The sequence below is a fragment of the Sutcliffiella sp. NC1 genome (genome assembly GCF_027594365.1).
GTDB lineage: Bacteria > Bacillota > Bacilli > Bacillales > Bacillaceae_I > Sutcliffiella > Sutcliffiella cohnii.
In genome coordinates this window covers 3,247,870-3,266,761 of the sequence record NZ_CP115153.1, presented here as the reverse complement: position 1 = coordinate 3,266,761, position 18,892 = coordinate 3,247,870, and the positions used below count along the sequence as shown (strand labels likewise).

Below are 18,892 nucleotides of genomic sequence, written 5' to 3'. Positions count from 1 at the left end.
CAATGTGAACTTTTCACGGAGTTGTATGCTTGTAACTTCTTTTGCTAGTATGATTTAGAAGGATGTTAATATAGGAGGAAATAAGATGCAATGGCAAACGAAAGAACAGCTAACAGAATTACTCGTCTCTTTAGTGCAGCATGGTAGTGTAACACTATCCGATCAGGAGAAAAAGTTAGCAGCTTACATATATGAAAAACTATGTACTTTACGGTACTTTCAGCAAAATGAAGATAAGATCCAATTAAATAAAATGAACGATAACCGTGCTTTTGTAACGGCGTTATACAAGCATGAAAAAGCAACGGATACGATTGTGTTGCTAAGCCATTTCGATGTAGTTGGAATTGAAGACTATGGTCTCTTTAAAAACCTTGCTTTTCAACCAATAGAATTGACGAAAAAATTATATGAAAACGTAGATCTTTTACCTGATGAGGCAAAAGATCACTTACTGACAGGCGATTGGCTTTATGGTAGAGGAACAATGGACATGAAGGCAGGGTTAACTGTCCAGATGGGTCTGTTGGAAAGGGCAATCCATGAACAATGGCAAGTAAATCTCTTACTTCTTACCGTTCCAGATGAAGAAGTGAATTCTGAAGGTATGATTTCTGCGTTACCAGTACTGAACGAACTTGCCAACAAACATAATTTCACCTATAAAGCTTGTATTAACTCTGAACCGATGTTTCAGCTCTATCCTGGTGATGATCATTTATATTTATATACAGGCTCCATTGGTAAAATTATGCCAGGATTTTTTTGTTACGGGAAAGAAACACATGTGGGAGAGTCGTTGTTAGGATTAAATGCCAATTTGATGGTATCCGAAATTAATCGGTTAATGGAGTGGAATATTGACTTATGCGAACAAGTAGGCTCAACGGTTACACCACCACCAACGAATTTATTGCAAAAAGACTTGAAAGACGGATACTCCGTACAAATCCCACATACAGCGGTCACTTTATTTAATGTACAGTTCCTAAAAAAATCTTTACAAGAATGGGAAGAAGCATTTAAAGAAATTGCTTTTCAAGCTGCAAATAATATTATGGAACATACAAAAGAGAGGATAGAGAAGTTAGGGAAGAAAATTTCATTTGTAAAACCGAATTATCATGTCTCGGTATACACCTACTCGGAGCTATTACGTTTCGCAGTGGAAAAATTTGGTGAAGAAGAAATAGCTAAAAAAATACAATCCATAATTGTAAACTGTTCGGATGATGTAAGAGAGCAATCTATAAAGGTAGTGGAAGAGCTAGCGTCTCTTTGCAAGGAAAAAGGACCGATGATTATTTTATTTTATGCACCACCTTTTTATCCAGCTGTTGCAACAGAGGGAAATGATGAAACGATGCAGGCGGTACATACATTTTTACAAGAGTGGAAGCAAAAAGGAACTGAGTGGACAAAAACTAATTACTTTTCTGGTCTTTGTGATTTAAGTTTTATCGGTAATGCGAATTTACAAGCACATGATTTGTTAGAGACTAACATACCGGTCTATGGAAAGGGCTATTCACTACCGTTTGAAGAGATGAAAGCTATACAAATGCCAGTATATAACCTAGGTCCTGTAGGGAAGGACGCCCATAAATGGACAGAGCGATTAAACATCGCATTTACTTTTGGTGAACTACCGGACATGCTTGATAGTTTTGTTAAAAGAATAGCCAAGATTGAATAATTGGAAAAAGGTAGCGGGTGATTTCAACGAATATTCATTGATAAGGAAAGAAACGATACTAATATGAGACATTTATGGTTACTTTTCACGATGATTTTATTATTGCCAACAAACGCTTTTGCCGATGAAATGGTCACGGTCCAATTAGTAAACTATGTAGAAGATACAAACGAATTAACAGTAAAAGTGGAGGGAGAGTATACTACTTTCGATTCATCTTTTTCACTAGAAGAAGGAAAGAACTACACCTTTAAAGTGAAAGAAAGGATGCTCGTAATCGAAAGTGAGGGAACTAGGTATCAAATCGAAGGTTCCGTTGCATTTATACCTAAACAATACGATACTGAGCACATTATGGTTATCGATGACCGTCCATACTTGGGAGCAATGGAATTTATCATTGAAAAAGGGCATTTCATTCGACCAGTTAATCAGCTGCTGCTAGAAGATTATTTAAAAGGTGTTGTTCCTTTTGAAGTGTATCCTACGTGGGAATTGGAAACGTTGAAAGCTCAGACTCTTGCGGCACGAACGTATGCCATTACAAACTTGCATCGAAATATGGATGATACTATTTCCTATCAAGTTTACGGAGGGTATATGTGGGAAGAAAAAACGTCAAGAGCAGTGGAAGGAACAGCGGGAGAAGTAATAACATACAACAATCGGCCGATAGATGCCTTTTATTCTGCTAGCAATGGTGGATTAACGGAAAGAAATGACCACGTATGGGGTGGCGAAAAACTATCCTATTTTCCAATCAAAGAAGACCCTTATGATCCAATTAATCCATGGGAATTTCGTTTACATCAAACACAAATCCAGCTAGAAAACATTAATTGGGATCATCCAAATGTTTGGGATGAATTAAAAGAATTAGACGAACCTATTACGGATTCTATAAAAAGATCCCTACATAAAAAAGGGTATGTAGGAGATATAAAAGTAGTAGCAATTCCTAAATTTAACGTTGAACTTCATTCCCCTGTAACTGATCGAGCAGAAGAAGGGACTATATCAATTGAATTTTTACACCGCCTTGTGGATGGTACTATTCTTTATGAAGTAGTCGATCTGGAAAAAGGTAATATAAATCGAATTCGACCGATGATTGGTGGTAATACGTTTAAAAGTTATTTAATTGACTCGTTTGAGCTTAAAAAAGGCGTTTATTATTTGAAAGGTAGGGGCTTTGGACACGGTGTTGGAATGAGTCAATGGGGCGCAGAAATAATGGGAGAAAGCGGAAAGTCATATAAGGATATCATTGACTTTTATTATCCAGGTACAGAGATAAAAAAGTTTTCTGAACTAAGATGAGGCGAATGTCTCATCTCTTTTTGTTTTAAGTGACTTCCATGTCCTCCCTAGTGAATTTTTGTTAAAATAAAACATGGAAGGTGAATCGATATGAACAAAGTTGCCCTATTAGCAATAACACATGATCCAAGTGGTAAAAATATCCGTCTGTTTAAGGAATCATACGAACATCTAAAACATATATACAGTGAGTTATTTATAACTGTTAGCGACCAAACGTCAAATGAATTAATCCAACAACTGAATAATAGTTGTTTCCAAGTGAAAATAATTCCTAAGTTAGGCGCGGCTCATGCTAGAAGAGAGGTTGTTAGCTTTGGATTAACAGGAGAAAGTACATATTTCCATTACTGTGATTTTGATAGATTATTAACTTGGAGCTTATACAATCTGCCCGAGTTAAAAGACACTGTAAATGGGATCCAAAAGAACGGGTATTTCATTTATGGCCGTACAGAGTATGCCTTGAACACTCATCCAACAGAGTGGATTGAAACAGAAAAAATAACAAATAAAATATTTTCTTTAGAAATTGGAATGGAAGCTGACGTTACAGCTGGATCTTGCAGTTTTTCTAGGGCTTGCGCCACCTATATTCAGAAGTATTCTAAAGCTAAAATGACAGACGCCGAATGGCCTTTAATTATTTCTAGAATAGCTAAGTTACCAGTAAACTACAAAGCTGTAGACGGTTTACAATATGTAGAAGAAATCAACGCTATAACGAAGAAAACTTCAGAATCAGAACGGTGGTTAGGTAGATTAAAGTTGAGTCTTTTCATTAGTGAAACGGCGATAACAACGGGAAAGGATGAAGAAATGTGATGATAAGAGAAGCGACTGTTAAGGATGCAGAACAATTAAGTACGTTAATGGCCGATGTTGAGGAATCAAATATGATGTTATTTGCACCTGGGGAAAGGGAAATCTCGGTTGACCATCAACGAAAAAGAATGGAACGACTAGAAACAGAAGAAACTTCCTCTATATTTGTTGCAGAGGATAATAATAAATTAGTAGGTTACCTGTTTGCCATTGGGAACAGCCCATCTCGAATTAAGCATAGAGTTTATATTGTCGTTGGTGTACGTGCTGATTATAGGGGGAAAGGTGTCGGAGTTCAATTGTTTAGTAGATTAGAAGAATGGGCGAAGAAACGATCGATTCGTCGCTTAGAGTTGACCGTAATAGAGCATAATGTGCCCGCGGTTTCCTTGTATAAAAAAATAGGATTTGAAGTCGAAGGTGTCAAAAGGGACTCGTTAAAGATAGATGGCAAATTTGTGAATGAATTATATATGTCAAAGCTTTTATCGTATTAGTAAAATAAAACAAAAAAGGGAGAAGGATTAAAATAGGGAAAAATAAGAAATTAGTACTTATCATCATTATCTGCTTGTTTTTATCGATCATTGCAACGTATACACTATTAAAAGGCTTTAGAATGCAACAACAATTAACGTATAAAGAGAATCCACAAGAAGTGCTATCTTTGCTACAAAGTGTAGAGCCCGAAATTTATCAAGTAAAGTCAGTTAGTTTCACTTCCTTTTTTGAGTCAGATGGCTTGTATTGGATGGAAGACAAGAAGGACGTTAACAATTGTCTTCATGATGTCGTTCTAATGCTAGAACATTCAGAAGGTGATACTTTTTATGCAAGTGGCACTGTTCAATTAGCTAATGGGGATGAAAAGGATTCGTATTTGCAAGCTTACCCAATAAATAATGCGGATGAACGGATAGAAAGTGGGTTATATCAAGGGGTATTATCGGTACACCCGAAAGTTTATTCCAGTAAGGGATGCTCATAGAAGTATCATAAAAACAATATGTCTAGATAAACGAAAAAAATGTAATTCACCTTTAAATGTTAGAATATTATGAAACTATTCCCGTGCAATTTCGTATATAAATGAAATGGGGGTGGAAATTATGAAAAAATACATTTTACTCGTTTTGTTAGTTTTAGTCATTGAACTTGGGATACTTTTTGGAGTTTCACTCATTTTTAACACCGACTTAGTTAATACGATGTTTTTTGGTTCTTGTCTCTTTGTTTTCTTTGCATTAATTATGAGCTCAACAGGCGATGCTTTATCAAAAAATTCACAAGTAGCTGTATTTGACATGCTTTTAGGAAGTTACAAACCTGAACACGAACAGGCAAGCATTACCATTAACCCCTTATTAGTAGGCTCCATATTATGCCTCGTCGTTTATTTTCCTTTATATTATTTAGGAATTATAAGTTAAAATAAAAAATAGCTAGCTATAAAGCTTCGTTACAATAATGCGGAGCTTTTTTCTATTGAAGTAAAAAGGGAGGGGAAACTTTGCAATATACGTTCTTTAATGGAATTCCAAATGAAGAATTAATGAAAGGTATTCAAGAGCTACATCAAAAAGTATTTGGGACGTCTGAAGACTTACTAACGAAAATGAAAACAAAGCCTACATTACTTTTCCATATCGCAATCGCCGATGAAAAAATAGTAGGGTATAAGATTGGTTATATATTAAGTAGTGATAAATTTTACAGCTGGTTAGGAGGAGTAGATCCGAGCTATCGAAATAAAGGAATTGCAGCTACCTTAATGAAGAATCAGCATCAATATTTAAAAGAAGCAGGTTATAAAACTGTCCAAACGAAAACAATGAACAAATGGAGAAATATGTTGATTTTAAATATAAAAAGTGGTTTTGATGTCATCGAGACGTATGTAGATGATAAAGGGCTTCATAAAATTGTTTTGGAAAAGTCACTAGAATAGTATAGACAGCATGCTACTACTGATAGCTTGTCATAAAATGAAATGTATGTCATTCTTAATTAAGAACTAAATTTTGGAGGAATAAAAGAATGACAAATTTACCAATCTGTCCTAAATGTAATTCAGAATATACATATGAGGATGGCACACTATTCATTTGTCCAGAATGTGGGCATGAATGGATGGCTGCTGATGAGGAGCAAAATCTTGACGAAAACATCGTAAAAGATGCAAATGGGAATACGTTAACAGATGGTGACACAGTTACCGTTATAAAAGATTTAAAAGTAAAAGGAAGTTCATCTGTATTGAAAATAGGTACGAAAGTAAAAAACATCCGTTTAGTAGAGGGTGACCATAACATCGATTGCAAAATTGATGGATTCGGAGCGATGAAGCTGAAATCTGAATTTGTGAAAAAAATATAATGTAAAAAAGGAGTAGGCTTTCCCTGCTCCTTTAGTTATTTAATAAAATATCTTTTAATATTTTTGTATCTTCAGTAGGAAGTGTTCCATAGGAGTGGTGTTCTCTGTCAATAATAGTAGTTGATACATCATTTTCATTAAACCAAATAAAGTATTCTACTAGCCTCTCAGGCGAATTTTGCTCTGTTTTAAAAAACAAAGTAGCTTTTACATCTTCCTTTCGAGCCATTTGTGCTTTTACGTTTTCTTGCCATACAATATTTGCAAATACTTCCTTCAACGCTTTTAGCTTTTCTGCTTCCATGATTGTTGTAGTATCACCGATATTTTCTTCTGTAATTAGTACATCGACTCTTTTAAGGTCGTTCGGGTCAAACTGATTTGTCTCACTATTTGTACAACCTATTAAAGCAACTATTAATATAGGAAAAACAAATATTTTCATGAAGCTTTTCATGTGAACCCCCCGTTTTATTTACTTTACCATACACTATTCAACAGGTTTCCAATAAAATCCTTTAACTTTTATTTATAAAAGCTCTAAACTCACTTAAGAAAAATAGAAGGAATTCCCACCCAAAACCTCGAAAATTATAGTAGGGGGGAAGTAGCGAATGAAAAAAGATTGTATACTCTGTAATTTGAATATGATGCCCACTCAACGTGTTATATTGAGCAATGAATACTGTCTATTTTTGCAATTAGAAGAAGTAGATAAAAAAGGGATTCAATTAGAAGGTTCGGGGCTAATTGTCCCAAGAACTCATCGAGCAACGGCGTTTGATTTAACCCGGGAAGAATGGGATGCAACGTATTCCCTTTTGCATGAGGTAAAAAAATACATAGACAAAAAGTTTGAACCTGAAGGATATAACCTCGGGTGGAATTGTGGCGAAGTAGGCGGCCAACATATTTTTCATGCACATTTTCACGTTATTCCTAGATATAAAGATGAACCGCTAGCAGGAAAAGGAATCCGTCACATGTTTAAAAGTAAAGAAAACGAGAGGAAAGTCCTGCATGATTAAATCAGTTTTATTCGATTTAGATGGTACGCTTTTAAATAGAGAGGAATCTTTAAAAAGTTTTATCCTTGACCAATATAGTAGATTGTATGATGGACTAGGGCATATTAACAAAAAACAATTTACTGAAAGGTTTATTGCTTTAGATAATCACGGTTACGTTTGGAAGGATAAAGTGTACGCGCAGTTAATAGAAGAGTTTTATATTCAAGATCATACGGTAAACTTTTTATTAGAAGACTATATGAAGCATTTCAAAAATCATTGTATTCCGTTCCCTAATCTAATAGAAATGTTAAGGAAGTTGCAAAATTTAGGCTGCTCTCTAGGTATAATTTCGAATGGAATGACGGAATTTCAATTACATAATATTCGCGCTCTAGGAATAGAATCCTATTTTCAAACAATACTCATCTCAGAAAAAGAAGGACTCCGGAAGCCGGATCCACTTATATTTCAAAAAGCGCTAGAACAAATAAAGGTAAGTGCTAATGAATGTCTTTTTGTCGGTGATCATCCTAAAAATGATGTTCGAGCATCTAAAAAGGTTGGGATGACAAGTGTGTGGAAAAAGGATACTCACTGGGATAACATTATCGCAGACTATACAATTGAAGACTTAATAGAAATAATAAATATAGTGGAAGTGTTACGTTCAAATGAGTCAATTCGAGTTAATAGTTGAAACAGTTTTAGAGAAATATAAAATGCGTCCCAACAAAAACCGCCCATTTGTTGTGGCACTAGATGGTTTAAGTGGAGCGGGGAAGACGACCATAGTGGATAAGCTGAAAGAAGAATTGGCACCTATTCACGTTGTCATTATACATATTGATGATTATATCGTCGAACAATCTAGGCGATATCATACAGGCTTTGAAGAATGGTATGAATATTATTCGTTACAGTGGGATGTAGAGCAATTAAAGGAAGTTTTATTTGAGAAGCTAATAGGTAATGCATCAGTGTTAACTCTTCCATTTTATGATTCAAATACAGATTCTATTAGAAAAAAAGAGGTTTTTGTACCAAAGAATAGTATTGTCGTAATAGAAGGTATTTTCCTGCAAAGACAGGAGTGGCAACCGTACTTTGATTTAACTTTTTATTTGGATGTTCAACGAGAGATTCGTTATGAAAGAGCATTAAACCGAGATACATATATCGGTAGCTTAGAGGAAAGAAGAAAGAAGTATAAACGAAGATATTGGCCAGCAGAGGATTATTATTTGAACAGGTTAAAACCGATAGAAAATGCTGATGTCGTTATTCGTTATTAATTATAAAAAACGAGGAGGATATAGAAATGAATAGAGTAAATATAATAACACTTGGTACGAAAAATATCGTGGAGTCGCATGATTTTTTTAAAAAGATTGGTTTTGACACGTCTGTAAGAGGACCAGAAGAAAGTCCATTTATCATCTTTTTTAGAAATGAAGGCTCTAGAATTGCCCTATATCCATTAGACGAATTAGCCGAAGATGTAAATAAAGATAACCCGCCAGAAATAAAAGGTGGTTTTCCAGGGATTACGTTAGCTTATAATGCGAAGTCAATCGATGAGGTAGATAACATGATGAAGCTAGCTGAATCAGCAGGAGCAACTATAGTGAAGCAACCTACAACAACCGATTGGGGTGGCTATGGTGGTTATTTCACGGACTTAGATGGCTACTATTGGGAAGTGGCTTACGGAGAAGATTGGGAGTTTGATGAGTCGAATATGTTAGTTATTGAGGATATGTAAGCTAGTTTTGGAAGGTTGCCATTAGCGCAACCTTCCATTTTTATTTGTTTTTAACTTATTAATGAAAAAATATTAAAATTGCTTTACTCTCGCATTCTAGCAAAGTTATATTATGGTAATTATTCTTTTCAAGACAAGGAGGAGAAAGCATGAAGTTCGTTTTAATTTTCGGCCCACAAGCAGTTGGGAAAATGACAGTCGGACAAGAATTAGAAAAGCTTACTAGTCTAAAACTATTTCATAACCATATGACGATTGATCTAGTTAGCCACTTTTTTAGTTACAGTACAAAAGAAGGGAAGCGACTTGTAAACTTATTTCGAGAAGAAATTTTTGATGAAGTTGCGAAAAGTGAATTAGAAGGCTTAATCTTCACGTTTGTATGGGCATTCAACTTGGAATCGGATAAGGAATATGTCGACCGTATTGCGAAAAAATTTGAAGATAATGGTGGGGAAGTTTTTTACGTAGAGCTAGAAGCAGACTTGGAAGAAAGGCTTGCTCGTAATAAAACACCACATCGTCTTGCGCATAAGCCATCGAAAAGAAATGTAGAATGGTCGGAAAATGACTTGAAAAGCAGTTTAGAAAAGTATCGACTTAATTCTTTACCTGGAGAAATACAAAAGAAAAACTATTTAAAAATTGATAATACAAACTTAAGTCCAGCTGAAGTAGCAACTATGATAAAAGATACGTTTAAAATGTAATGTAAAATAGCGGAATATTCATGAAATGAGTGCTATAATGCTTCTATCTGCAAAAAGGAGATTGATAGAATGACTTTACTAAATAAATTACTACATAATTATGACATAACGCTTGATAAAGCAGGAGTAAGTGGCACAAGACTTGCTCAACGGTTAGATTCCCTTTCTAAAATCGGACGAACTCCTGAGGGAGGCTCTTTTCGATTAGGATTATCAACGGAAGAAAAACAAGCAAAAGAATTAGTAAAGACATGGATGAAAGAGGCAGGCCTCGAAGTTACCGAAGATGGTGCAGGCAATGTTTTCGGGAAATTAGAAGGGAAGAACTCTAGTCTTCCGTCTATTTGGACAGGTTCTCATGTTGATAGTGTTCCAAATGGTGGTCACTTCGATGGTCCACTCGGTGTATTAGCTGCTTTAGAAGTAATCGAAGCTTGGAAAGAAACAGGGTATCAATCAAACCGAAATGTCGAAGTTGTTATTTTTACCGATGAAGAAGGTTCACGGTTTTATAGCGGTTTAATGGGAAGTCGAGCAGTAACAGGAGAAATTGACTATAATGCTCAATTTGAAAGAGTGGATTCGGAAGGAACAACTTTTTCACAAGCTTTGGAGGCGTATGGTAGTAACAAGGAACAATTCAAAAAAGCAAAAAGAAATATGGAAGAAGTTGAGCTTTTTGTCGAAGTACATATCGAACAAGGGAAGCAACTAGAAAAGACCGATATGCCTGTAGGGATTGTAACCGGTATTGCAGGACCTTACGTCATGGAGGTTCATTTTTCAGGGGTAGCAGGTCATGCTGGAAATACGCCGATGAATGACCGCACTGATGCGCTCGTTACTGCTAGTGAATTTATATGTAAGGTGGAAACGTTACCTGCGCAAGTTAGTTCAACTGCTGTAGCTACAGTTGGAAAACTTTTTGTTAAACCAAATGGGGTAAATGTAATACCTGGCCAAGTTGAGCTTTTTGTTGATATTCGTGACATTGATGAGGAAAATCGTGATAAGTTAGTCGACCTTGTTCATCAAGCAGCATACGAAATTGCCAAAAACCGAGGCGTGGAAGCAAAAGTAGTCGAGCATCTAAGAATTCCGCCGGTACCTATTCGTCAAGAGTTACAAGAAAAATTGAAAAGTGTTCTAGAAAACTATGGAATCGAACCAACATATATTCCGAGTGGAGCAGGGCATGATGCGATGATTTTAGGAAATAAAGTACCTGTTGCTATGATATTTGCTCGAAGTAAGGATGGAATTAGTCATAATCCGAAAGAATGGACGACTTTGAATGATTGTGTTTATAGTGTTCATGTGTTAAAAGATTTTATTGAAGAAATCAGTGATTAAAAATAGTTTCTGAATATTAAGATATATGTTATACTGGATATCAATGGAAAACGCGTGGGTGAGTAAATGCCGTTTTGGGGCTGGCTACTTCTAGTCGTTGGAGCTTTCCTTATTTTTGGGTATTTAGTGGACAAATTTTCTAAAAGTCAAAGAAACATAACAGGTGGAAATCATATAGATTCAATTAAAACAGATGCACAAAATGACATATTCAATCGCGATCGAGATAATACATTTTAATTCCTTCATATGCTATTGCGACTTTCTTTTTAAAGAAGGTCGCTTTTTTTCGGAAATTATTAGAGAAAAAACGGGGGGATCCTATGCTTTTTCATTATCATTTTTGGACACCATACGTTGAGGAAACGGAAAAGTTTTATAAAGATTTAGGATTTGTTGTTACATTGCGAACTGGTAAATACGAAGGGGAATTTCAAGCTTTTCATCCTCCGTTAACTTGGGACGATTTTAGAGGGAAGAAGATACTCTTTCGAATTATTGAGATGAGGAAAGGCTCTATCAACATTACATTTGGCTTCGGTAAAAAAGTGAAGTTTGACCATATCGGTTTTTTAATAAGTGAGGAGGATCATGAATCATTCTGCACACGTGCAAAACAATTAAATTGGGATGTAAATGTCGGGGAACGAAGAACCTTTCTTTCAACTCCATATGGCTTTAAAGTAGAACTCCAAACAGATAGTAGTGTAATCGAAGGTGGAAACATAAGGTTAAAGCATATACAAATAAGCACAACTAAAAAGGGGCTCGAACAAGATTTATATACTATTTTCCAAAAACCTATGAATTGTATACGTAGCTCACAATCAAAAGAATTGTTAATGAAGGAAGCAGTATTTGATGGAGTAGCTAATTTAAAAATTGTTGACCCGAACGGAGTAAGACTATTAGGTATGCTAGATGAATACGATAAAAAATAATGGATATAGATTTATTAAATAGCTATTTTTCGGACAAAGGGGGATTAGATGCTTATAAGAAAAGCCATAGCAAAAGATGTTGGAAAATTAAATGCTGTTGCATATAGGTCTAAAGCATATTGGGGGTATTCGAAGGAATTTCTAGACAAGAGTAATGCTAGTATCACGGTGACAAAAGAATACTTAGAAGAGTACCCTACATACATTTTGAAATTAAATGAAAACATCATTGCGTTTTATAGTTTTTCTTTTCAGCCTAATAGATTAGAAGCGATGTTTATTGAGCCTACCTATATTGGAAAAGGATTTGGTAGGTTACTTTGGAGTGACGTTATGCAAAAAGCGAAACAATTCAATTGGACTGAGTTTGTGTTAGATAGTGATCCAAACGCTGAAGGATTCTACATTCGAATGGGAGCAAAGAGATTAGGAACGATCCCTTCACCTGTCATCCCTAATCGACTGTTGCCAGTTATGCAAGTAAAGGTGGAATAAAGAATGAATAAGTGGATTGGTGCAGCAGCTATTTGTATAAATGAAAACAATGAATTATTGATGGTGTTGCAGGGGAAGCTTGATGAAATAAAGAAATGGTCGGTTCCTTCAGGTGGCTTAGAAAGTGGAGAAACGTTAGTTCAATGTTGTAGGAGAGAAGTGGAAGAGGAAACTGGTTATCTAGTAGATGTGAATGGAAAATTACTAGTGAAATATGGGCAGCATGAACATACTAATATTGAAGTTCATTATTATAATGTTAGTTTAATAGGTGGAACGAAAACGATTCAAGATCCGGATGGACTAATATATTCTATTGAATGGAAGTCGATAGAAGAAATAGACCAATTAGAACTATCCTTTCCTGAAGATAAGCAGTTTTACGTACAGCAATTAAAGGAGAAAAATTCATGAATATATTATTTGTATGTACAGACAATTATACAAGAAGTGTAGTGGCTGAACTTTGTTTAAAACATTATATAAAGGAAAATAATATCGACTCGATTGAGGTGGCTTCTGCTGGTGTGAGAGCTAACAGCGACACCAGTAAATATTCGTCCATCCATTTCGACCGGATGAGTGAATTAAATATTGATTTATCGAGTTTTAAGAGAACACCTTTTAGACGTGAATTTTTTGATCATTACGATTTTATCATTGCCATGGGTATCGAGCATAAAAAGTATTTTGAAGAGGCGTATGGTCGAAAAATTCATTTATTTAATAAGATTTTGCTAGGAGAAGAAACGTCGTTAGTCGTTCCTCCACCAGACAAAGATGGGGAGTATTTGTTAGAGATCAAAAAAATGGTAGATACTCTTTATGAAGCAATGCCACTTTTTGTTGTGAAGTTAAAAGAATTACAAGTAAAGCAAAAACTAAAGAGTATTGATTTTTCAAATGTGAAAACGGAGGTTTTTTCTCTAATTTTAGACGATATGCTTCAACATATTGGGTCTACTGATGGTGAATTGCGAGATGAACTCATATATTCTACGTTTGGTAAGTTAATACTTGGTGATTATTTAACCCCTGACCAGATGGCATCTATTTTATGTATATGTCTCAGTAAGGAATACTTATTTTATGAAATCGGAGAAATAAATTGTGATTCCGTATTTAAAAGGGCATTTTCTTCATTAGTAGTTACTTTAATTTTAATAAAAGACAAGCAGCAACCATTTTTATCAACAGAAACAGTGAGAGAGACTATGAACCTAGTAATTCCGTATATGCAACAAGAAAAGGATGTTCGTGGATATGTGGATGGAAAAGGGTGGGCTCATGCCATTGCACATGGAGCGGACCTTTTAGATGCTGTGGTTAACCATCCGTCTTTTTCGATAGTAAAAGCAAGAGAAATTTTAAATGTGATAGGAAACAGTTTACTCTGTAACGAAATTTATATTGATGACGAAGACGAGCGGCTTACTGTTCCGGTTGTTTCTCTTTTACAAAAAGGAATTTCAGAAGAGACAATCATTGACTGGCTTACTATCCTTTTTAAGGAAACGCACGATGGATTACAATTGAACGATTTTAGAAAACGAACAAACCTCTCAAACTTTTTTAAGACGTTATATTTCCATTTTTTATTCAAAAATTCAGGAGCAATGATTAGGCAAACAATCGAGAATCTATTAAAAAATAAACAAGGAACCGTAATTACTAGTTTATAGGTCATCACGGCTTTTTGGTTAAAGTAGTATCCTTTTTAGTTTGTCCTTTTTTGAAATAGAAGTGCCGTGGGCATAATAAAATAAAATTAACATAATTACGGGAAAATATTCATGAGTTATAGGAGGTTGAAATGATTCTACAAGTTCAAAACATCCACAAATCATATGGAAAACAAAAAGTATTAAAGGACATTACGTTTACAATAGACAAACCGGAAATTGTTGCACTAGTTGGACCTAATGGTTCTGGGAAATCTACCTTACTTAGTATTATTACGAATCTACTTTCTGCAGAAAGTGGGGAAGTTAGAATATTAAATCGAACGAACAAAGACTTGGGAATTTTTAGAGAAATTTCTTTTATGCAAGATAACACAGTATTGTATGACTATTTAACAGGATTCGACCACCTTCAATTTATTGCTGACTTACAAGGTCTCACAAAAGAACAAATTATGGAGAATGCTGAACGTATTGGTATAACAAGTTATTTGCATAAAACCGTAAGTAATTATTCGCTTGGAATGAAGCAGCATTTATTACTTGCTATGGCAACACTCAATAGGCCGAAACTACTAATCTTGGACGAGCCACTAAATGGTTTAGATCCAACAAGTTCTATAAAAGTAAGAAATCTTTTGATTGAATTGAATAAAGAAGGGACAGCTATTCTTCTTTCTTCTCATAATTTAGCTGAAATTGATCGTGTAACTTCCAGAGTTTTGTTTTTAAAAGATGGTACTTTAATGGATGAGGATCTCTCTCAATTTGAACAAGCCTGCTATTTAATTACTGTTAATCAACCATTATATGCAGTGGAGTTATTACAGAAGTCTGGGATACAAACAGTGGAATCAAATGAAAAGTTATCGATCTATTCGAATGATACCTCTATACATGAGGTAATATCTCTTTTAGTAAAAAACGAATTAACTATTCTAGATATCGAGAAGAAAGTGATAGGTTCGGAGGATCGCTACCGAAAGATTTTTGAAGCGGAAAAGGATATTGCTCTATGAAGCTACTAAAATTTGAACTAAAGAAATTGTGGAAGCAAAAAAAATTCTATTGGTTATTATTTATTATTTTTATTAGCTCGGTTGGGTTATTTTACACCAATTATTCCGTTTATGAGGAGAAACAAAAACGTGCAATAGAAATAACCGATATGTATTTGGAGGAAATAAACGGTATTAGACATGGTTTAGAAGAACTGCGTAGGCAGGACGCTTTATCACCCATTCAAGAACAACAATTAGAAATTATTATTGAGATGAATGGTTCACTTCTTCCTTGGAGATATGCAATTAACCAAGAAAATTGGGAGAGAATACCACAATTACAAAGTACGTTTTTACAACTTTTACAAGAATATGTTAGCCACGATGGAGAGTTCCCGTTATTACAAGGTATAGAGTTAGAGAGTGCGATACAGAAAAACGAATGGCTCATTGAACATCAACTATCATACGAAGATGAAATTTTTCCAGTATCACCTCATCTTTTCGTGTTAGAGAATACTTCTTTTCTCTTTGGAATCATTGGTCTAAGTGTACTGCTTTTATTATTAGGAAACATTGTCACGATTGAAAAAGAACAACATACAATCTTCACATTAAAAACACAACCAGTCCGTAAGTGGGAACAAACATTATCTAAATTTGGTAGTTTACTATTTGTTCACATTATCTTTGTAAGCACTGCACTTTTATTAGGAATTTTATTCCCATTATTATTCACTAATTACAAGCTAGAACTTGCCTATCCGATGCCGCTTATTTCAGATAATGAAGTCACCATTATCCCTATTTATATTTTTTTAATATATAGAGTCATTATGTTTACTTTTGCAAGTTGGTTTGTTTTTTCCCTCATTCTTTTTATTAGTAATTGGTTGAAAGATTCATTTACTACGTTAATGAGCATCGCTGTAATACTAGGTATTGCGTTAGTCGTAACAGAATACTTTCCAATGCTACTTTCACCGTTTAATCCATTATACTATTTTAGTTCTTCAAGAGGGGAGTTAGTTCAAAACAGTATTGTAGCCTATAGTATTTCGACAGGGATTGTGACTTGCTTTCTACTATTTTTTAGCATTATTTTCCAAGAAAAAGCATTAGGTTCCCAGCAAGGGGACGGAATGAAAAAGCCATTTCGTAAAGGTGAGACAATAAGTGGAAATAAATTAAGAAATATATTCGTATTTGAATGGAGAAAGCTCGTCAGAAGAAAATTATTTATCCAAATGAATGTAGTATTACTTTTACTTTTATTCGCTGGATATTATTTGCTCGCTCAGCAGTCTATACAAAAGGAGCGTACATTTATTCAAAACATCGAGCAGTCCATTGAATTTTTCGGAAATGAAGAAAATCATATAGCTCCGTTAAATCATTACAAGGAGATGGCGGAAACACAAGAAGAACATAGGGAGTTTTATGAGGGTTTAATAGCGCTCGAAGAAATGAAAATCGAATATTTCCAAGAATATAGTATGTTAATGGAGGACGCACTTGATCGCTATGTAAATAATAATTGGGATAAGTTTTATGAGTACTTACTGCATGAAAACCGAGTGAGAAATCAAGAAGAAGGTATTTATGAAATAAGTCAAATTTCTCACGATTATGACTTTGCTGGAAGATTTACTGTAGAAGTAAGTATTGAGGAAAAACTCTGGCTCATGGAAAACAACGTACGTCCGTTATTCCCTGGAACTCTTATTCCGACGATTCACCACTATTTTGGAAAAAATCAGGAAGGCTATGAATATTTCGTGGAGCAAAATACAAAAGTGGATCATAGTGGCTTATATTCTCTTTATTTATTGTTTCAAAACCATGGTCAATTAGCTCCAATTTTCCTGTTACTATTTTTACTTGGTGGTGGTATCGCAACAGAAAGAGGAAAAAAACGGACACTTTCATTGCTGAAAACATTACCGATAGCAGAAAAGCAAATTTATATCGGTAAATTGCTTCACTCCATTGTCGTTTCCACACTGAATTTACTAGGCGTATTTGCGGTTATAGTTTTAATGGGTGCTGTTTTTAATAGATTGGGTGACTGGTACTATCCAATTCTTAAATATCACAGTTTTAGTTATACAAATTCAAATAAATTTACAGGGAGCAGTGTGGAAGGGTATGGCTATGAATTTTTACCTTTAGGTGAATATTTACTCCATACAATAACACTAACTATATTGGTACTGTTGTTTTTACTAACTTTTACTATTCTTCTATCTACTCTATTTAAAAATACACTTTCTGTATTTGCGACTGCTGGCATGATATTCATTAGTGGTTATGTATTAACGAATCACTTCCTAACTGAAAAAGCACATTTCTCACCTTTCGTTTATTTTAATATCCCGAAAATTACGAACGGAGAAGTGGCTACTATTTTAGATAACGAAAAGGTGAATGTTATATCAGGGAGCGTTGTTTTGTTTTTAACATCTAGCACTTTCGCCTTGATTGGTTATTATTTATTATGGAGGAAAAATAAGATAGATCGTTTAGAAGTTAAAGAAAGATCAACGGTAAATAAGAGTTTTTAAAAGCTAGAATATGATTTGTGCCGTAAAAACCAGTTAATGGTTGTTACGGTTTTATTGTATTTAAATGATATTCAGCATAAATACGTGTATTTTCCTCAAAATTGAAACTTAGCTATCCAAGTAACCGTCTAACGAGTAATACTTTCAAAAAATGATGGGGGTACCCAATGAAAAAAATACTCATTGCTACTACTGCAGTACTTGCATTACTTGTTGCGTTATTTGGTCCATTCAATGTTTACCATTACGTTTCAGCTGAAGAGATAGTGAAGCGAACTTCCTTTGTTTTTGAAATGATTTATGAAGGTGATAATTGGGAAGTAACAGAAGTTGAATATTTGGGGAGACAGACGTACTATGTGAAAATGCAAAACGAGGATACATATATTATCCAAATTAATGGCAACAAGTATCATCTGGAAGTAGACGTTTATTCTGGTGGACAATCATACGGGGTGTTCCTTGAGTATCTTTAAGTATTAGCATCAGTTAAATTGCATAACAGCATTATTATTAGCTAACAATATGGGAAAACCATACGGAAGGTGACACCATGGATAAAAAGAAAAAAGAGCCTATGTTTCAAAGTGGAGAATTAACAGAAGAAGAGTTAAAAGGATATTACGGAATGGATCCGGAACAGAGTTTACTTTCAGTTAATTTTGCTACGACGGAAAATACATATTTAAACGAACATTATAGTGAGGATACTAAAGAAGGTGAGGAGTAGATACAATACTCCTTCATAAAGGAGTGTTGATGTTGCGATCATCTACTAGATTACTAGTTATACTCATCATGTTCTTACCAATAATAGGGTGTGGCGTTTCGGATGGGAAAGTAACTGTAAGAGATGTACTAAAGACTAATAGTGAGGCAGATATAATAAAGTATAACAATAGTGTATTTTCTAATGTGACCAATTCAGAGTGGTTTCAAAATCATAAGAATCTATATAAAAAGGGGGAAGAAGTAGGGGAGGTTCGTAAACAATCGACCAATTCTTTTACGTTTTCTAATTTTACTGCTTCCAAACTACCTAAGGGTACGAAAATTTATTCTGCTAACGAAAGCGGATTGTTAATTGTAGAGATAGAAAAGGAGATTCTTTATTATATTGAACTGATAGGAGGATAACACTATCCTCCTATCCA

At 34.7% G+C, this 18,892-nt stretch carries 25 protein-coding genes; 24 read left to right on the top strand and 1 reads right to left on the bottom strand.

The genetic code is table 11. From position 1 onward, the window contains the following. Positions 1–85 precede the first annotated feature (85 nt). The 8 genes from O1A01_RS17085 to O1A01_RS17050 all read left to right on the top strand — a co-directional run bounded on the left by O1A01_RS17085 (position 86) and on the right by O1A01_RS17050 (position 6,217). The gene (locus tag O1A01_RS17085) at positions 86–1,696 is read left to right on the top strand and encodes a M20/M25/M40 family metallo-hydrolase (protein WP_270064552.1); all 1,611 of its coding nucleotides are present in this window, start codon (positions 86–88) and stop codon (positions 1,694–1,696) included. Positions 1,697–1,759: 63 nt separating this feature from the next. Then, entirely contained in the window at positions 1,760–3,016 is a 1,257-nt protein-coding gene (locus O1A01_RS17080; RefSeq protein WP_270064551.1) for a SpoIID/LytB domain-containing protein, read from the top strand. A gap of 90 nt (positions 3,017–3,106) precedes the next feature. Next, positions 3,107–3,841 carry a hypothetical protein gene (locus O1A01_RS17075; RefSeq protein WP_066413102.1) on the top strand — a complete coding sequence of 245 codons (735 nt, stop codon included), beginning with the start codon at positions 3,107–3,109 and terminating at the stop codon, positions 3,839–3,841. Beyond that, entirely contained in the window at positions 3,841–4,338 is a 498-nt protein-coding gene (locus O1A01_RS17070) for a GNAT family N-acetyltransferase (RefSeq protein WP_333482942.1), read from the top strand. Before O1A01_RS17075 ends, O1A01_RS17070 begins: the two co-directional genes overlap by 1 nt. A 122-nt stretch (positions 4,339–4,460) precedes the next feature. After that, positions 4,461–4,829 (top strand): hypothetical protein, encoded by a 369-nt coding sequence (locus O1A01_RS17065; RefSeq protein WP_270064549.1) that lies wholly within the window; start codon positions 4,461–4,463, stop codon positions 4,827–4,829. 121 nt (positions 4,830–4,950) lie between these two features. Next, positions 4,951–5,271 (top strand): hypothetical protein, encoded by a 321-nt coding sequence (locus tag O1A01_RS17060; RefSeq protein ID WP_270064548.1) that lies wholly within the window; start codon positions 4,951–4,953, stop codon positions 5,269–5,271. A gap of 80 nt (positions 5,272–5,351) precedes the next feature. Further along, the gene (locus O1A01_RS17055) at positions 5,352–5,789 is read left to right on the top strand and encodes a GNAT family N-acetyltransferase (protein WP_270064547.1); all 438 of its coding nucleotides are present in this window, start codon (positions 5,352–5,354) and stop codon (positions 5,787–5,789) included. 89 nt (positions 5,790–5,878) lie between these two features. Next, positions 5,879–6,217 (top strand): zinc ribbon domain-containing protein YjdM, encoded by a 339-nt coding sequence (locus O1A01_RS17050; RefSeq protein WP_270064546.1) that lies wholly within the window; start codon positions 5,879–5,881, stop codon positions 6,215–6,217. Between the two features lie 31 nt (positions 6,218–6,248). On the opposite strand, the gene O1A01_RS17045 is transcribed toward O1A01_RS17050, so the two are convergent. Further along, positions 6,249–6,674 carry a hypothetical protein gene (locus tag O1A01_RS17045; RefSeq protein ID WP_270064545.1) on the bottom strand — a complete coding sequence of 142 codons (426 nt, stop codon included), beginning with the start codon at positions 6,672–6,674 and terminating at the stop codon, positions 6,249–6,251. Between the two features lie 157 nt (positions 6,675–6,831). Between O1A01_RS17045 and O1A01_RS17040 the strand changes: the two genes are divergently transcribed. The 16 genes from O1A01_RS17040 (at position 6,832) to O1A01_RS16965 (ending at position 18,875) form a co-directional block, all read left to right on the top strand. Continuing rightward, on the top strand, positions 6,832–7,245 hold the full coding sequence (locus O1A01_RS17040; RefSeq protein ID WP_270064544.1) for an HIT family protein: 414 nt from the start codon (positions 6,832–6,834) through the stop codon (positions 7,243–7,245). Further along, entirely contained in the window at positions 7,238–7,927 is a 690-nt protein-coding gene (locus O1A01_RS17035) for an HAD family hydrolase (RefSeq protein ID WP_270064543.1), read from the top strand. The genes O1A01_RS17040 and O1A01_RS17035 overlap by 8 nt, the downstream gene beginning before the upstream one ends. Next, positions 7,902–8,522, top strand: a complete 621-nt coding sequence (locus O1A01_RS17030) for a kinase (RefSeq protein WP_270064542.1) — start codon at positions 7,902–7,904, stop codon at positions 8,520–8,522. The genes O1A01_RS17035 and O1A01_RS17030 overlap by 26 nt, the downstream gene beginning before the upstream one ends. Before the next feature lie 26 nt (positions 8,523–8,548). After that, positions 8,549–8,992 carry a VOC family protein gene (locus O1A01_RS17025; RefSeq protein ID WP_270064541.1) on the top strand — a complete coding sequence of 148 codons (444 nt, stop codon included), beginning with the start codon at positions 8,549–8,551 and terminating at the stop codon, positions 8,990–8,992. A gap of 149 nt (positions 8,993–9,141) precedes the next feature. After that, positions 9,142–9,702 carry an AAA family ATPase gene (locus O1A01_RS17020; protein WP_270064540.1) on the top strand — a complete coding sequence of 187 codons (561 nt, stop codon included), beginning with the start codon at positions 9,142–9,144 and terminating at the stop codon, positions 9,700–9,702. A gap of 69 nt (positions 9,703–9,771) precedes the next feature. Beyond that, complete coding sequence (locus O1A01_RS17015) at positions 9,772–11,055, top strand: Zn-dependent hydrolase (RefSeq protein WP_270064539.1); 1,284 nt, start codon at positions 9,772–9,774, stop codon at positions 11,053–11,055. A 66-nt stretch (positions 11,056–11,121) separates the two neighbouring features. Continuing rightward, positions 11,122–11,295 (top strand): hypothetical protein, encoded by a 174-nt coding sequence (locus O1A01_RS17010; protein ID WP_270064538.1) that lies wholly within the window; start codon positions 11,122–11,124, stop codon positions 11,293–11,295. An 83-nt stretch (positions 11,296–11,378) separates the two neighbouring features. Then, on the top strand, positions 11,379–11,996 hold the full coding sequence (locus O1A01_RS17005) for a hypothetical protein (protein WP_270064537.1): 618 nt from the start codon (positions 11,379–11,381) through the stop codon (positions 11,994–11,996). Between the two features lie 48 nt (positions 11,997–12,044). Then, entirely contained in the window at positions 12,045–12,491 is a 447-nt protein-coding gene (locus tag O1A01_RS17000; protein ID WP_270064536.1) for a GNAT family N-acetyltransferase, read from the top strand. 3 nt (positions 12,492–12,494) lie between these two features. Then, a complete protein-coding gene (locus tag O1A01_RS16995) occupies positions 12,495–12,905 on the top strand; it encodes an NUDIX hydrolase (protein WP_270064535.1) in 411 nt (136 codons plus the stop codon). Continuing rightward, positions 12,902–14,173 carry a DUF2785 domain-containing protein gene (locus tag O1A01_RS16990; protein WP_270064534.1) on the top strand — a complete coding sequence of 424 codons (1,272 nt, stop codon included), beginning with the start codon at positions 12,902–12,904 and terminating at the stop codon, positions 14,171–14,173. Before O1A01_RS16995 ends, O1A01_RS16990 begins: the two co-directional genes overlap by 4 nt. A gap of 131 nt (positions 14,174–14,304) precedes the next feature. Further along, complete coding sequence (locus O1A01_RS16985; RefSeq protein ID WP_066414459.1) at positions 14,305–15,192, top strand: ABC transporter ATP-binding protein; 888 nt, start codon at positions 14,305–14,307, stop codon at positions 15,190–15,192. Beyond that, positions 15,189–17,738: an ABC transporter permease subunit gene (locus O1A01_RS16980; RefSeq protein WP_270064533.1), complete on the top strand. Its 2,550-nt coding sequence runs from the start codon at positions 15,189–15,191 to the stop codon at positions 17,736–17,738. Before O1A01_RS16985 ends, O1A01_RS16980 begins: the two co-directional genes overlap by 4 nt. A gap of 167 nt (positions 17,739–17,905) precedes the next feature. Continuing rightward, positions 17,906–18,214 carry a hypothetical protein gene (locus O1A01_RS16975; protein ID WP_270064532.1) on the top strand — a complete coding sequence of 103 codons (309 nt, stop codon included), beginning with the start codon at positions 17,906–17,908 and terminating at the stop codon, positions 18,212–18,214. A gap of 77 nt (positions 18,215–18,291) precedes the next feature. Continuing rightward, positions 18,292–18,468, top strand: a complete 177-nt coding sequence (locus tag O1A01_RS16970; RefSeq protein ID WP_169714887.1) for a hypothetical protein — start codon at positions 18,292–18,294, stop codon at positions 18,466–18,468. A 29-nt stretch (positions 18,469–18,497) separates the two neighbouring features. Beyond that, positions 18,498–18,875 (top strand): hypothetical protein, encoded by a 378-nt coding sequence (locus O1A01_RS16965; RefSeq protein ID WP_270064531.1) that lies wholly within the window; start codon positions 18,498–18,500, stop codon positions 18,873–18,875. The last annotated feature ends 17 nt before the right edge of the window (positions 18,876–18,892 follow it).